Genomic DNA, 13,709 nt, shown 5'->3' with positions numbered 1-13,709 from the left:
CTCAGCCGATGTGGTAGCTGTCGCCGTACACCTTCCAGTCGAGCGGCGGATTCAGGTTCAGATTGCCCTTCCTCAGGAAGACCCGCTGGGCGGTGTCCACCCGGCTGGTGTCCGAGTGGGCCTCCTCCTGCCGCATCGCCCAGACCCGCGCGTCCAGGAAGGCGTTGAGGTAGGTCACCTCGTTGCCGCCCTGCGACGGCGGCTTCGCCCTGGCGAGCGCGCGCTTGCGGATGGAGCCGAAGCTGGTGCTGTCGTCGCCGTCGCCGTGCATGACGATGGCGTCGTAGTACGCGAACTGGCCGAGCGTGCCGATGCCGTCGGCCTTCCCCCGACCGACCGCCGGGTTGAAGTACACCCGGTCCCGTTCGTCGTTCTGCGCCTGCTTGAAGGCCGGGTCCGACGCCGCGGTCGCCCAGTCCTCGGCGAAGTTCGGGTCGAGGCCGTCGTGCGAGTCGGTGCCGTTCACCTCCCGCAGAGCGGGCAGATACTTCGCGAGGACGTTGCCCGGCTTGCGCTGGGTGTACAGCTCGACGAGGTCGAGCATGTCGCCGGTGCCGGAGCAGAAGCCGATGATGCCCGCGGTGTAGCCGCAGCCGTCGCCCACGTCCTCGATGTACCTGTACTGCGCCTTCCAGTTGAGTGAGGAGTTCTCCGCGCTGGAGATCAGCTGCATGGCGATCTCCTTCTTCGCCGGATCGTCCAGCCCGGTGGCGGCAGCCGCCTGCCGGGTGGCGGAGACCTCCTGGCGCACGACCGGATGCGTGTGGGTACCGGCGTTGGCGGTGGTGGGTGACGCCGTGAGGGTCACCCCGAATGCGACCAGCGCGAGCCGTACGGGGCGAGTGTCGCGACGTGCGGCGTGCCGATGGGGAGCGGGCACCATTCCTCCAAAGGGAGTTCGTCGTTCCGGATCCGCTAGGAAGCTTTCCTATCAGAGTGGAGTGAGAGTCGTGGTGGAGTGAGAGCCATGCACTCCTTCGGCGTAAGCGAGTTGAGTCCGGCTCCGGCTACGGAAAGGCCCCGCACCACGCGCCGGACGCGCGGTGCGGGGCCGTACGGGGCGGCCTGCGGATCAGGGGCGGACCCCCTCTGGCCGATGGCTGTCAGCAGTCGGGGTAGGCACGTGGATCCAAACGCCCGTGGGGCCACCCTGCAGGTCGCCCATGGCCCAATGCCCCTACTGGGCACGGCCGTTGAGATTTTGACCCCGTCTTCGTCGACCGTGCAGACCGCCAATCGCGGGTTCAGGGTCCGTCGATACGGTAGCTGTCGCCGTACACCTTCCACTTCAGCGGCGTCTCCAGCCGAAATCTTCCCTCGCGTACGAAGACCCGTTGCGCCGTCTCGATGCGACTGACGTCGGAGTGCGACGGCTCCTTGCGGATCGCGGTGACGCGGGCGTCGAGGAGGGCGTTCAGATACGTCGTCTCGTCACCGCCCCGCGACGGCGGTTCGGCCGCGGCGAGAGCCTCGCGGCGCATCGTACGGAACCCGACCGTGCCCCCCGAGTCGGCCGCACCGTGCATCACATAGGCGTCGTAGTAAATGAACTGTCCAAGAGCTCCCAGCCCGTCGTCCTTGGCCTGGCGCACCGCCGGATCGAAGTACGAGTGGTCCCGCTCCGCGTCCTGCGCCGACCGGAACGCGGCGTCGGCGGCCGCCTTCGCCCACGCGTCGGTGAACGGGCGGCCGAGACCGTCGTGCGCATCGCTGCCCTTGACGGCTCGCAGAGCGGGCAGGAACCGTTCCAGCGGATTGCCGGGGCGGGTCGCCGCGTACCGCTCGACGACCTTCAGCATGTCGCCGGTGCCGGAGCAGAATCCGATGATGCCCGCGGTGTAGCCGCGGCCGTCGCCGATGTCCTGGATGTACTTGTACTGGCCCTTCCAGTCGAGGGTGGAGTTCTCCGCGCTGGAGACCAGCTGCATGGCGATCTCCTTCTTCGCCGGATCGTCGAGCCCGGGCCCCGCGGGGTCGCTTCCGGAACCGGCCCCGGACGCGGAGCATCCGGACAGCGCGACGAGAGCCGTCACGAGAGCCGTCACGAGAGCGGTGACGAAGGCCCTGGCGGGGGCGAGGCGGGAATGCGGAACGAACTTCACTCCGCCAGCCTGCCAGGCGCGGAGAAGGATCTTGGTCGATTCGGCTGTAGCGTCACGGGTATGGAAGATCAGTCTGTTGTGGATGTCGGTGATGTGCGGCTGGCGTACCGGACCTGGGGTGACCCGTTCGGCTCGCCCGTCGTGCTGCTGCACGGCCTCGGCGGTTCCGCCGCGAGCTGGGAAGCGGTCGGGAGCCTGCTCGGTGAGGAATGGCGGGTGTACGCCCTCGATCTGCGCGGGCACGGGGAGAGCGACTGGCCCGACGAGTACTCCTTCGAGCTGATGCGGGACGACGTCCTCGGCTTCCTCGACGAGTGCGAACTCGACCGCGTCGGCCTGGTGGGCCACTCCATGGGCGGCGTCGTCGCCCACCTGCTCGCCCAGGAGCACGCGGACCGGGTGGAGCGGCTGGTGCTGGTGGAGACCCCGCCGCCGTTCCCCGGTGAGCCGAGGCCCGTCGCGGAGCCCGAAGGGCCGGTCGACTACGACTGGAACGTCGTCGCACCCATCCGGGCCCGGATCGCCGACCCCGACCCGCAGTGGGCGGAAGGTCTCGGCGAGATCGTCGCACCCACGCTGATGATCGCCGGCGGCCCGGAGAGCACCATGCCGCAGGGCCGGCTGGCCGACATGGCATCCCTGATCCCGGACTGCCGACTGATCACACTCGGCGGCGGCCACCGGGTCCACGAGATCCACGCCGACCAGGTCGCCCAGCAGATCACCGAGTTCTTCACCAGCTGACCCGTGCGGCCGGGGCGGCCGCTGCCGGGGCATTGTCAGTACCGGGTGAAAAGATCTTTCCCATGGAACTCGCACTGTTCTTCGCCGAGGTCGACGCCCAGCCCTGGGCCGAGCTGCAGCATGCGTACGGAAGCGCCGCTGATGTGCCCGACCGCCTGCGGGCGCTTGCCGGGGACGAGGACGAGGCGTCCGAGGCGCTCTCCGAGCTGTACGGCAGCATCCTGCATCAGGGATCGGTCTACGAGGCGACGGCCCGCGCGGTGCCGTATCTGGCACGGCTCGCGGAGGCCGGTCACCGCACCGAGGACCTGCTGGTGATGCTCGGCGGGATCGCGGAGGGCGGCGAGGACCGGGGGGAGACGGACGAAGCCGCCTGCCGGGCGGCCGTCGTCGGCCAACTGCCGTTGGTCCTGGGCTGGATTGCCGACGAGAATCCCGGGTTGCGGCAGGCCGCCGCGTGGACCGCGGCCATGACGGGGGCGTCCGGCCAGGTGCTGCCGGTGCTCCGGAGGCGCTGGGCGCAGGAGACGGATCCCCTCGTCCGGGCCGAACTCCTCGGCGCCATCGCTCATCTGGATCCGGCAGGGAGCGCCGCCGAGGCGACTGAAGCCATGGGGGCGGGCGAGCCGGGCGAGGTGAGGATCGCGGCCCTGCTGGCCGGTGTCGACGCCGGCCGGCCCTGGACCCCCGCACACCACGACGCGATGCTGGCTCTCCTCCCGGCGGACGGGCTTGTCGCAAGCCGCCTCGACCAGGAGCGCAACGAACCGCTGCAGTATGTGGTCGAATCGCTGCTGCTCCGGGACGCCCCTGCGGACCGTGAAGCGGCGTACGCCCTGCTCGACGCCGCACTGCGCAGTCCCGAGCCCGACGCCCGTACCGAGGCGCTGGGGGCGGCCGAGAGCGCCTGCCGGCTCTCGCGCAGCGCCCCCGAACGGCTGGCCGCACCGGTGCGCGCACTGATCACCGACCCGGCCGCCGTGCCCGCGGCGTACCCGCTCCTCAAGAAGCTGGGCGCGCATGGAGCGGCGGCCGCTCCCGTACTGGCCCGACTTGCCGCAGGGGAGGGCGATCCGGCGGACCGGGCTCTCGAAGCCCTCGTCGCGGTGGCACCCGCGCAGGCCGCGCCGTTCCTCGCCCGCGACCTGGGGCAGCGCCCGCGCGCACTCGGTGCCGCATGCGGCTTCCCGGTCCGGGCGGCGGTCGCCCCCTCGTTCCCGTACGACCCCGAACTGCTGGACGCGATCCGTATCCGCCTCGGAGCCGGCGATCTCGAAGGGAACGAGCCGATCTGGCTCACGGTCCTGCTCGGCGCCTGGGGGAGCCGGGCGTCCTCCGCCCTGCCCGAGCTCCGGTCCGCGCTGCCGAGATTTCCGAAGGTCGTACCGAAGGCGCTGGCGGCGGTGTGCCCGCCGGAACACCGCGCGAAGACGGCGGAACTGCTGACCGCCGCGGCCCGTTCCGGACCGAAGGCGGGCAGGCTCGCGGCGGCCAGGGCGCTGTACGAGCTGACCGGAGACACCGCCCCACTCCTGGAGGCGACGGCCGTGCAGCTCGCCGCGGGCGGTTTCGATGTACGGGAGGCTGCGGGCGTCGCCGGTGAGCTGGGCCCGGAGGCAGCCGATCTGGTGCCCGCCCTGCGGTCCGCGCTCACTGCTCCCGGAGCGAACCGCACCGTCCCGCAGCTGGACGGCGACGTCGAGATCGCCACCGCCCTGTGGCGGATCACCGGTGACGCGAAGGAAGCGGTTCCTGTGCTCGCCGGAGTGCTCGCGGCGGTCGAACCGGCCTGGATGCGCTGGACGTTCATCCGTGCCGCGCGAGCGGCGGCCCTCATCGGAGAGCCGGCCCGCCCGCTGGTCCCCGCGCTGGAGGGCCTGCTGGCTGACCGGCAACAGACCCCGGCCGCAGTACTCGCCCTGCACGCGATCGCACCCGAATCCCTCGACGCCCCCCGGCTGGCCGGCCTGCTCCTGGACTCCGCGGAGGCGGACGCCGAACCGGTCACCGCCATCGAAGCCCTGGTTGCCCTCGGCCCGACCGCACTCACCGACGACCATCTGAGCCGGCTGACCGCACTCGCCGAGCGGGACCTGCGGGTGACGGCGTCAGGACTCGAATCAGGCATCGCCCCGGCCGACGAACGACTCCGCGACCGGGCGCGCGAGGCGGTGCGTACGCTGCGACCGCGCTGACCGCGCCGACCGCGCGTGCCGCACCGGTGGCGGCGCGGCAGGCCGGCGTGGTGTCGAGGGATGCCATGAGCCGTCCGCCGGATCCGCCGAGGGCAGCGGCGGGCCATGAGCCGGCCGACGCCGGACGCGTCAGCCGCCCGGCTGCCAGTCCGGGCGCCGGCCGCTCATCGCGACCGCCCGGTCGACGAGGGGCGCGTCCGCCGGCACCGGGACCGGCGGCCCGAAGGGCTGTCCCAGCCGGGGGCTGTCGTCGCTCGGTGTCATCAGGGCCAGGGAGACCCGCAGGCTCGCCTCGTCCGCCTCGTACTTCTGGCCGGTCGACCTGGCCAGGTCCCAGCCGTGGATCACCAGCTCGTTCAGAGCGACCATCGCGGCCACCTCGCCCGGCAGATCCACGCCACCGGCCCTGGTCATTCCCTGCCGGGCGGCGGGGTCGCGCCAGGCGGCCACCAGCTCGTCCAGCAGGGGCGGCAGTGCCTTGCGCCAGCCTTCCGACAGGACCGGAAGCGCGGCATCCGGAGAGGTGTCGGTCGTCGGTCCGAGGTTCTTGCGGCCTGCGTCGCAGAAGGCCGTGGCCAGCCCGAGCAGGTGGGCGAGCAGTTCCCGTACCGCATAGTCGGGGCAGGGCGTCGGGCCGGTCAGAGAGCGGTCCTCGATACCGTCGAGCAGTCCGGCGATCTGCCGTGCCGCAGGTTCGAGATCGAGCGTGGGCGTCGTTTCGTTCTGTGTATCCATATTCTTCAGACCGCTGTGGCGGTCCGAACTCATCGCTCTGCGCACAACGCATCCGCAGCGCAGACCTGCATATCGCGGAAGGCGCTGCTCCACGCTCTTGTCGGGTGCCCGCCGGCCGTGGCATACAGGTCCAGACCATTGCTGCCGGACGGAAGGCAAAACCGTGCAACGCCCCCACGCACACGCCGCGTTGGCCACCTCCGCCGCCCTGCTCCTCGGCACGCTCACCGCATGCGCCGACACCGCCGACGCCGCCGACACGCAGAAACCGACCGCCCCGGGCGGGGTGACGGCGCAGGCGAGCAGCGCCACCTCCGTCCACGTCATGTGGGACCCGGCCTCCGACAACAAGGCGATCACCGGCTACCAGGTGTACCGCAAGGGCACGCAGGTCGAGTCCGTCACGGCGGCCCGGCAGATGATCGACATCGACGGGCTGACCCCCTCCACCGCCTACACCTTCACCGTCCGGGCCCGGGACGCCGCCGGGAACCTTTCCGCGCCGAGCCAGGCCGTCGCCGTCACCACACCCGCGCCGACACCAGCCGACCACGAGCCGCCGACCCGCCCGGTCAGGCTGCGCGGCAAGGCGGACGGCAACCGGGCGGCAACCCTGTCCTGGAGCGGCTCGACGGACGACGTGGGTGTCACCTCGTACGACATCTACCAGGAGGACTTCCGCATCCACAGCGTGCCCGGCACGCAGACCACGGCCCGTCTGGCCGGACTGCGCCCCGGCACCGTCTACACCTTCACGGTCCGGGCCCGGGACGCCGCCGACACGTCCTCGCCGCACAGCAACGCCCTTGACGTCACCACGCCCTCCGCCCCGGGCGCGCCGGCCGGTACCGCCCCCACCGATCTACGGATCACGACCAGGGCCCAGGGCAAGGAGTACGCGATCGACCTGGACTGGAAGCAGCCCGACACCGGCGGTGAGATCCCCGCGTACCAGCTCTTCCTCGACGGCCGGCTCACCACCACGATCGTGTGGGGCGGCAAGCCGCCGGCGGGCCGGGCGAACTACCGGCTCACCGTCGGTGACTCCCGCGGGACCCGCTACTCGATGAAGATCCGCGCCAAACTGCCGGACGGGAAGTGGGGCGACTTCTCCGCCCGGCGCACGGTCGTCCTCGGCGACTGACGGGAGATCGTGCCGACAGGCATGGCGTGCGGGGAGTCGCACCGTATGGTCCATTGATCCCGGAAACCTCATGGATCAGCAGGATGAGGAAGAGGGGTTGCGAGCTGCGGGCCTACGAGGGAAAGCCCCCGGTCGGCCTCAAGATCATCCTGGAGGGGCAGGAGGAGTACGGGAGCGCGTTCGACGACTACCCGCCGACGGACCCCGACCGTTTCGCCTGCGACGCCATGGTCATCGCCGACACGGGCAACATCCGCCCCGGCAGCCCGACCCTCACCGCCGGTCTGCGTGGCGCCTCGGAGGTCGTCGTCGAGGTGCGGACCCTGGGACGAAGCCCGCCACAGCGGCGAGTTCGGCGGCGCCGCCCCCGACGCCCTGCTCGTCCTGCTCACGGCCCTCGGTACCCTCCACGACGTGCACGGCGATGTCGCCGTCGAGGGGCTGCGCCGCGAGGAGTGGACCGGTACCGCGTATACGCAGGAGGAGTTCCGCTCCCTTGCCGGGGTCCGGGACGGCCTGCCGCTGATGGGTACGGGAAGCCTCGGCGAACGGTTGTGGAGCGGGCCGGCGATCACCGTCATCGGTATCGATGCCCCGGGCGTCGACCACGCCGCGTCCGCGGTCGTCCCCTACGCCAGGGCCAAGCTGAACCTCCGCTTCCACCCGCAGCAGGACCCGGAGGAGGCACAGGGCCTGTTGGTCACCCATTTGCAGTCAATGCGCCCGTTCGGAATCCCGCTCACCGTCACCTCGGGTGACACCGGCCCCGGATTCGAGCCCGCCACCGAGGGCCCGGCCTACCGCGCAGCCCGCATCGCGCTGCGCGAGGGCTGGGGCAAGGACCCGGAATTCGTCGCCAGTGGCGGCTCGATCCCGCTGGTCAACGGATTGTCCAAGGCGGTGCCGGGCGCCGAGGTGCTGCTCTTCGGCGCCCAGGACAGCATGTGCAATCTGCACGCCCCGAACGAGCGGGTGCTCTTCTCGGAGCTGCGCTCGGCGGTCGTCGCCGAAGCCGCGTTCCTGCGCGAGTACGCGGAGGCGTACCGGGCGGGGAACAGTTCCTGAGCACTCGGTGACGGGGCCGCACGGTGACGGGGCCGCACGCAACCGCGCCCCCGGTGCTGTGCGGTACCGGGGGCGCGAGGTGCTACGGGATCGGACGGACTCAGACCAGCTGCTCGTACGCCGGCAGCGTCAGGAAGTCCGCGTAGTCCTGGTCCAGCGACACCTGGAGCAGCAGGTCGTGGGCCTGCTGCCACTTGCCGGACGCGAACGCCTCCTCGCCGACCTCCGCCCGGATCGCGGCGAGTTCCTCGGCCGCGACCTTGCGGGCCAGGTCCGCCGTGGCGTGTGCGCCGTTCTCGAAGACCACGTCCGCGTTGATCCACTGCCAGATCTGCGAGCGGGAGATCTCCGCCGTGGCCGCGTCCTCCATCAGGTTGAAGATGGCGACCGCGCCCATGCCGCGCAGCCACGCCTCGATGTAGCGGATGCCGACCGCAACGGCGTTGCGCAGGCCGTCGTACGTGGGCTTGGCGTCCAGGGTGTCGATTGCGATCAGGTCGCCCGCCGCCACGGAGACCTCCTCGCGCAGGCGTTCCTTCTGGTTCGGCTTCTCGCCGAGGACCGCGTCGAACGAGGCCATCGCGATCGGGACGAGATCCGGGTGGGCGACCCAGGAGCCGTCGAAGCCGTCGTTCGCCTCGCGGTCCTTGTCCGCCTTGACCTTCTCGAAGGCGACCTTGTTGACCTCGGCGTCACGGCGCGACGGGATGAACGCCGCCATGCCGCCGATCGCGTGTGCGCCGCGCTTGTGGCAGGTGCGGACGAGGAGTTCGGTGTACGCGCGCATGAACGGGGCGGTCATCGTCACCGCGTTGCGGTCCGGCAGGACGAACTTCGAGCCGCCGTCGCGGAAGTTCTTGACGATGGAGAAGAGGTAGTCCCAGCGGCCCGCGTTCAGCCCGGAGGCGTGGTCGCGGAGCTCGTACAGGATCTCCTCCATCTCGTACGCGGCGGTGATCGTCTCGATCAGGACGGTCGCGCGGACGGTGCCCTGCGGGATGCCGACGTAGTCCTGGGCGAAGACGAAGATGTCGTTCCAGAGGCGGGCCTCCAGGTGCGACTCCGTCTTCGGGAGGTAGAAGTACGGGCCCTTGCCGAGGTCGATCAGACGCTGGGCGTTGTGGAAGAAGTAGAGGCCGAAGTCGACCAGCGCACCGGGCACCGGGGTGCCGTCGAGCTGGATGTGACGTTCGTTCAGGTGCCAGCCGCGGGGGCGGGTGACCACCGTGGCGAGTTCGTCGGCGGGCTTCAGCGCGTAGGACTTGCCCGACGTGGGGTCGGTGAAGTCGATGCGGCGCTCGTAGGCGTCGATCAGATTGAGCTGGCCGAGGATGACGTTCTCCCATGTGGGGGCGGACGCGTCCTCGAAGTCGGCGAGCCAGACCTTGGCGCCCGAGTTCAGGGCGTTGATGGTCATCTTGCGGTCGGTCGGACCGGTGATCTCCACCCGGCGGTCGTTCAGCGCGGCCGGGGCCGGCGCGACCTTCCAGGAGTCGTCCGCGCGGATCGCCGCCGTCTCGGGCAGGAAGTCCAGCGTGGAGGTGCGGGCGATCTCGGCGCGGCGCTCGCCGCGGCGGGCGAGCAGCTCGTCACGGCGGGGCGTGAACTGCCGGTGCAGCTCGGCCACGAACGCGAGGGCCGCGTCGGTCAGGACCTCATCCTGCCGGGGCAGGGGCTCGGCATCGACGATGGCCAGCGGGGACGGCGCTGGTGCGGACATGAGCTGTCACTCCTTCAGCGGGCGGTGCGGGCGGCGTGTCTACGGCCGGCGGGTCGCCAGAAATGGCACGGCGTGCCAGGGCTCCGGAATGTGGCCGTGGGCGCCGTCTGGGATACAGAGCGCTTCTGACCAGTGGATAGTAGTTTCCTCATAGTGGAAGTTCAATGGTTTGTTGATGTCGAGATTCTCCGGGTCGACAGAAGTGGGGCGGGGCTGGCGCAGCGTGCCATTGCGCGCACAACCCGTTCATTCGAGGTGCGTCAGGTCCTCCGCCGTGTCGATGTCGTAGGCCTCCGCCACATCGGAACACTCGACGAGCGTGATCGCATCGCGGTGCGCCCGCAGGTACGTCCGGGCACCCTGGTCACCGACCGCGCCCGCCGCGACATCCGCCCACCGTTCGGCCCCGAACAGCACCGGATGACCGCGTTCCCCGTCGTACGAGGCCGCCGCCAGACTTACCCTCGAGCGGTATGCCGACCGCACCCGTGCCACCGCCTGGGCACCGATGCCCGGCTGGTCCACCAGCAGGACGAGTGCCGCATCCGCCCCCGTGCCGGCGAGCGCGCCCAGACCCGCCCGCAGCGACGAACCCATGCCTTCCGGCCACTGCGCATTGACGGTCACCATGCAGCCGGAGAGGTCGGCCCGTGCCCGTACCGTCTCCGCCGCGGCGCCGAGCACCACATGGACGGGGCCGCAACCGCCGTTCCGCAGTGCACGCAGCGCATGTTCGACGAGCGGCCGCCCGCGGTGTTCGAGCAGGGCTTTCGGCCGGCCGCCGAGCCGGCGGCCGCCGCCCGCGGCGAGCAGCAGACCGGCGATCACCGGCTGCTGTCCCCCGTCGGAGGGACGGGACGATTGCGGAGCTCCGGAAGTGGACAGGGTGTGGGGTGTATGAGCCATGAGGCCCTGAATACCTCACCGCACCGGTGATTTCCTACCGGACCGGCCAGTACGCTGCGTCCCCCGGTGGTCACCCTGATTTCTGTCCATGGAGTGGCGCGCGGCACCTGTCATGGCGTTAACTTGCGCACACCCCCGGGCACTTGACCACGGCTCGGGACGTGGTCGAAACACCGGCACAAGGATGTGCGAGGGGGAGTGCTTTGTTGCGAAGCGTGGGGCAGACGAGGGTGACCAGCAGTGACGAGGACCCGAGGGTGACGGAGCTGCGTACGGCCGTCTCCCGGCTCCGTCGAGAGCTGGCGGGGCATCCTGCGGAGTTCCCCGACCGGGGGATCGCCGAGGTCGAGCTGGCCGCACTGGACGCCATGGCCGTCACCGGTGTGCCCGAGATCCCGCGGCTGCGCCGCTCACTGCTGCTGATCGCGGGGGCGATCGGCTCGGTGAGCGCACTGGCATCCGCACTCAGGGATGTACGTATCGCCGTGGACCTCTTCGGCGAGCCACCGCGCCGCTGACGGAACGCGCGCGTCGGCTGCCACCGAACATGACAGTGCCCGCCTGGTCCCTGCCCGGCGGGCACTGTCACGTCCGAGCCGGCTCAGCCGGTGGGGCCGCTGCTGGCCAGCGCCTGCGACAGCTCCTTCGCGACCTGCTGCAGGATCGGCACGATCCGCTCCGTCGCCGCCTCCGTGACCCGTCCCGCCGGGCCCGAGATCGAAATCGCGGCCGAGGTGGGGGAGTTCGGTACGGAGACCGCCAGGCAGCGGACCCCTATCTCCTGCTCGTTGTCGTCCACCGCGTATCCCGCACGGCGGACCTGGTCCAGCGCGTCCAGGAAGCTGTCCGGGGTGGTGATCGTCTTCTCGGTGGCGGCCGGCATTCCGGTGCGGGCCAGCAGCGCCCGTACCTCATCCGGCGAGGTGTGCGCGAGGAGCGCCTTGCCCACCCCCGTGGAGTGAGGGAGTACCCGCCGGCCCACCTCGGTGAACATCCGCATCGAGTGCTTCGACGGCACCTGCGCGACGTACACGACCTCGTCGCCGTCGAGCAGCGCCATGTTCGCGGTCTCGCCGGTCTCCTCGACCAGCCGCGCCAGATACGGTCGGGCCCAGGTCCCGAGCAGCCGGGACGCGGACTCGCCGAGCCGGATCAGGCGCGGGCCGAGCGCATAGCGCCGGTTGGGCTGCTGGCGCACATAGCCGCAGACGACCAGTGTGCGCATCAGCCGGTGAATGGTGGGCAGCGGGAGTCCGCTGCTCGCGGAGAGTTCGCTCAGCCCGACCTCGCCCCCGGCGTCGGCCATCCGCTCCAGCAGGTCGAAGGCGCGCTCAAGTGACTGCACGCCGCCGCTGGAACCGGCGGGCTTGGAGTCTGATGTGCTGGCGTGGGACGGCGGCACGTCAACGGTCCTTTCGAGGCGGAAGGGCAAGGCAGCAGCCTACCGGGAGGTTCCCGATCGGCCCACTGCTCCGGCACGGCGTCCTGGCCGGTCAGGGCCTGTTTGTCCGGGTGTCCGCGATCCGCGGGACGGTTCTGCGAAGCCGTACCTGGCCCATCCTACGTTCCGCTCTCCGAAATTACTCTTTTACTTTGTGGAAATCTGCAGTCACCCATGTGAGTGGTCGGCTTGCCGTCCGGCGGGGAAGGTGTGGTCTTGACGGGCTGGAATCCCACGTGAAGACTCCTTCAACAGTTCGTTGAATTTCTTCGGCGGCCTCAGGCCGCCGAGAGGCCGGAAGTGAGGAGCACGGGTGTCCGGTGCGGACGTGAACCTGGTACTGCGCTCGACGCGCGTCGTCACCCCCGAGGGGACGCGCCCCGCAGCGGTGGCGGTCGCCGGCGGGAGGATCGACGCCGTCCTGGCGTACGACACCGAGGTGCCGGCCGGCGCCCGGCTGGAGGACTTCGGCGACGACGTCCTGCTGCCCGGCCTCGTCGACACCCATGTCCATGTGAACGACCCCGGCCGCACCGAGTGGGAAGGCTTCTGGACCGCCACCCGCGCCGCCGCGGCGGGCGGCATCACCACCCTGCTCGACATGCCGCTCAACTCTCTCCCGCCGACCACCACCGTCGACCATCTGCGGACCAAACGGCAGGTGGCGGCCACCAAGGCGCACGTCGACACCGGCTTCTGGGGCGGTGCCGTCCCGGCCAACGTCAAGGATCTGCGGCCGCTGTACGAGGCCGGGGTCTTCGGCTTCAAGTGCTTCCTGTCGCCCTCCGGCGTCGAGGAGTTCCCCGAGCTCGATCAGGAGCAGCTGGCCCGCTCCATGGCCGAGATCGCCGGCTTCGGCGGGCTGCTGATCGTGCACGCCGAGGATCCGCGCCATCTGGCGGCCGCGCCGCAGCGCAGCGGACCCGCGTACGCCGACTTCCTGGCCTCCCGGCCGCGCGACGCCGAGAACACCGCCATCGAGGGCCTCATCGCCCACGCCAGGCGGCTGAACGCGCGCGTCCATGTCCTGCATCTGTCGTCCGGCGACGCGCTGCCGCTGATCGCGGCCGCCAAGCGCGACGGCGTGCGCGTCACCGTCGAGTCCTGCCCGCACTTCCTCACCCTCACCGCCGAGGAAGTCCCGGATGGCGCAACAGAGTTCAAGTGCTGTCCGCCGATCCGTGAAGCCGCCAACCAGGACGCGCTCTGGGACGGGCTCGCCGACGGCACGATCGACTGCATCGTCTCCGACCACTCGCCCTGCACCACCGACCTCAAGACGCCGGACTTCGCCTCCGCCTGGGGCGGCATCTCCTCCCTCCAGCTCGGCCTGCCCGCCATCTGGACCGAAGCGCGCCGGCGCGGCCACTCGCTCGACGACGTGGCCCGCTGGATGTCCGCCGCCCCCGCCGCGCTGGCCGGGCTGACCCGCAAGGGCGCCATCGAGGCCGGCCGAGACGCCGACATCGCGGTCCTCGCCCCCGACGAGACCTTCACCGTCGACCCGGCCGAGCTGTTCCACCGCAACCAGGTCACCGCCTACGCGGGACGGACCCTGCACGGCGTGGTGAAGTCGACCTGGCTGCGCGGCCGGCGGATCGCGGCGGCCGGCGTCCTCACCGAACCCACCGGCCGCCTCCTCGTAAGGAACCACTGA

General features: G+C 70.8%; 12 protein-coding genes. 6 read left to right on the top strand and 6 right to left on the bottom strand.

Annotation, left to right across the window (positions count from 1 at the left end; genetic code table 11):
• Nucleotide 1: 1 nt before the first annotated feature.
• Nucleotides 2-880 carry a chitosanase gene (locus ACWCP8_RS11880; protein WP_451115666.1) on the bottom strand — a complete coding sequence of 293 codons (879 nt, stop codon included), beginning with the start codon at nt 878-880 and terminating at the stop codon, nt 2-4.
• Nucleotides 881-1,244: 364 nt separating this feature from the next.
• Entirely contained in the window at nt 1,245-2,045 is an 801-nt protein-coding gene (locus ACWCP8_RS11875; protein WP_451115756.1) for a chitosanase, read from the bottom strand.
• A gap of 117 nt (nt 2,046-2,162) precedes the next feature.
• Between ACWCP8_RS11875 and ACWCP8_RS11870 the strand changes: the two genes are divergently transcribed.
• Complete coding sequence (locus tag ACWCP8_RS11870; protein WP_352265027.1) at nt 2,163-2,846, top strand: alpha/beta fold hydrolase; 684 nt, start codon at nt 2,163-2,165, stop codon at nt 2,844-2,846.
• A 62-nt stretch (nt 2,847-2,908) separates the two neighbouring features.
• Nucleotides 2,909-5,041, top strand: a complete 2,133-nt coding sequence (locus tag ACWCP8_RS11865) for a hypothetical protein (protein WP_451115664.1) — start codon at nt 2,909-2,911, stop codon at nt 5,039-5,041.
• A gap of 129 nt (nt 5,042-5,170) precedes the next feature.
• Here the strand turns inward: ACWCP8_RS11865 and ACWCP8_RS11860 are convergent, their stop codons facing one another.
• Nucleotides 5,171-5,776 (bottom strand): TIGR03086 family metal-binding protein, encoded by a 606-nt coding sequence (locus tag ACWCP8_RS11860; protein ID WP_451115662.1) that lies wholly within the window; start codon nt 5,774-5,776, stop codon nt 5,171-5,173.
• A 163-nt stretch (nt 5,777-5,939) separates the two neighbouring features.
• On the opposite strand from ACWCP8_RS11860, the gene ACWCP8_RS11855 reads away from it, so the two are divergent.
• On the top strand, nt 5,940-6,920 hold the full coding sequence (locus ACWCP8_RS11855; RefSeq protein ID WP_451115660.1) for a fibronectin type III domain-containing protein: 981 nt from the start codon (nt 5,940-5,942) through the stop codon (nt 6,918-6,920).
• Nucleotides 6,921-7,208: 288 nt separating this feature from the next.
• Nucleotides 7,209-7,985 carry a peptidase dimerization domain-containing protein gene (locus ACWCP8_RS11850; RefSeq protein ID WP_451115658.1) on the top strand — a complete coding sequence of 259 codons (777 nt, stop codon included), beginning with the start codon at nt 7,209-7,211 and terminating at the stop codon, nt 7,983-7,985.
• A gap of 100 nt (nt 7,986-8,085) precedes the next feature.
• Here ACWCP8_RS11850 and aceB read toward each other — a convergent pair whose 3' ends face one another.
• A complete protein-coding gene (aceB, locus tag ACWCP8_RS11845) occupies nt 8,086-9,705 on the bottom strand; it encodes a malate synthase A (protein ID WP_328625682.1) in 1,620 nt (539 codons plus the stop codon).
• A gap of 246 nt (nt 9,706-9,951) precedes the next feature.
• Nucleotides 9,952-10,521 carry a nucleotidyltransferase family protein gene (locus tag ACWCP8_RS11840; RefSeq protein ID WP_352265173.1) on the bottom strand — a complete coding sequence of 190 codons (570 nt, stop codon included), beginning with the start codon at nt 10,519-10,521 and terminating at the stop codon, nt 9,952-9,954.
• A 305-nt stretch (nt 10,522-10,826) separates the two neighbouring features.
• Between ACWCP8_RS11840 and ACWCP8_RS11835 the strand changes: the two genes are divergently transcribed.
• On the top strand, nt 10,827-11,129 hold the full coding sequence (locus ACWCP8_RS11835) for a DUF5955 family protein (protein WP_352265037.1): 303 nt from the start codon (nt 10,827-10,829) through the stop codon (nt 11,127-11,129).
• Nucleotides 11,130-11,212: 83 nt separating this feature from the next.
• Here the strand turns inward: ACWCP8_RS11835 and ACWCP8_RS11830 are convergent, their stop codons facing one another.
• Nucleotides 11,213-12,013: an IclR family transcriptional regulator gene (locus tag ACWCP8_RS11830; RefSeq protein WP_352265039.1), complete on the bottom strand. Its 801-nt coding sequence runs from the start codon at nt 12,011-12,013 to the stop codon at nt 11,213-11,215.
• 352 nt (nt 12,014-12,365) lie between these two features.
• On the opposite strand from ACWCP8_RS11830, the gene allB reads away from it, so the two are divergent.
• On the top strand, nt 12,366-13,709 hold the full coding sequence (gene allB / locus ACWCP8_RS11825; RefSeq protein WP_355997302.1) for an allantoinase AllB: 1,344 nt from the start codon (nt 12,366-12,368) through the stop codon (nt 13,707-13,709).

Source organism: Streptomyces sp. NPDC002206 (assembly GCF_053593595.1).
This window is presented reverse-complemented; position numbering and strand designations above follow the sequence as displayed.

Excerpts from the sequence above, each read along its gene's own strand:
- aceB (WP_328625682.1), bottom strand. The coding sequence starts at position 9,705 with ATGTCCGCACCAGCGCCGTCCCCGCTGGCCATCGTCGATGCCGAGCCC.
- ACWCP8_RS11865 (WP_451115664.1), top strand. The coding sequence starts at position 2,909 with ATGGAACTCGCACTGTTCTTCGCCGAGGTCGACGCCCAGCCCTGGGCC.
- ACWCP8_RS11860 (WP_451115662.1), bottom strand. The coding sequence starts at position 5,776 with ATGGATACACAGAACGAAACGACGCCCACGCTCGATCTCGAACCTGCG.
- ACWCP8_RS11870 (WP_352265027.1), top strand. The coding sequence starts at position 2,163 with ATGGAAGATCAGTCTGTTGTGGATGTCGGTGATGTGCGGCTGGCGTAC.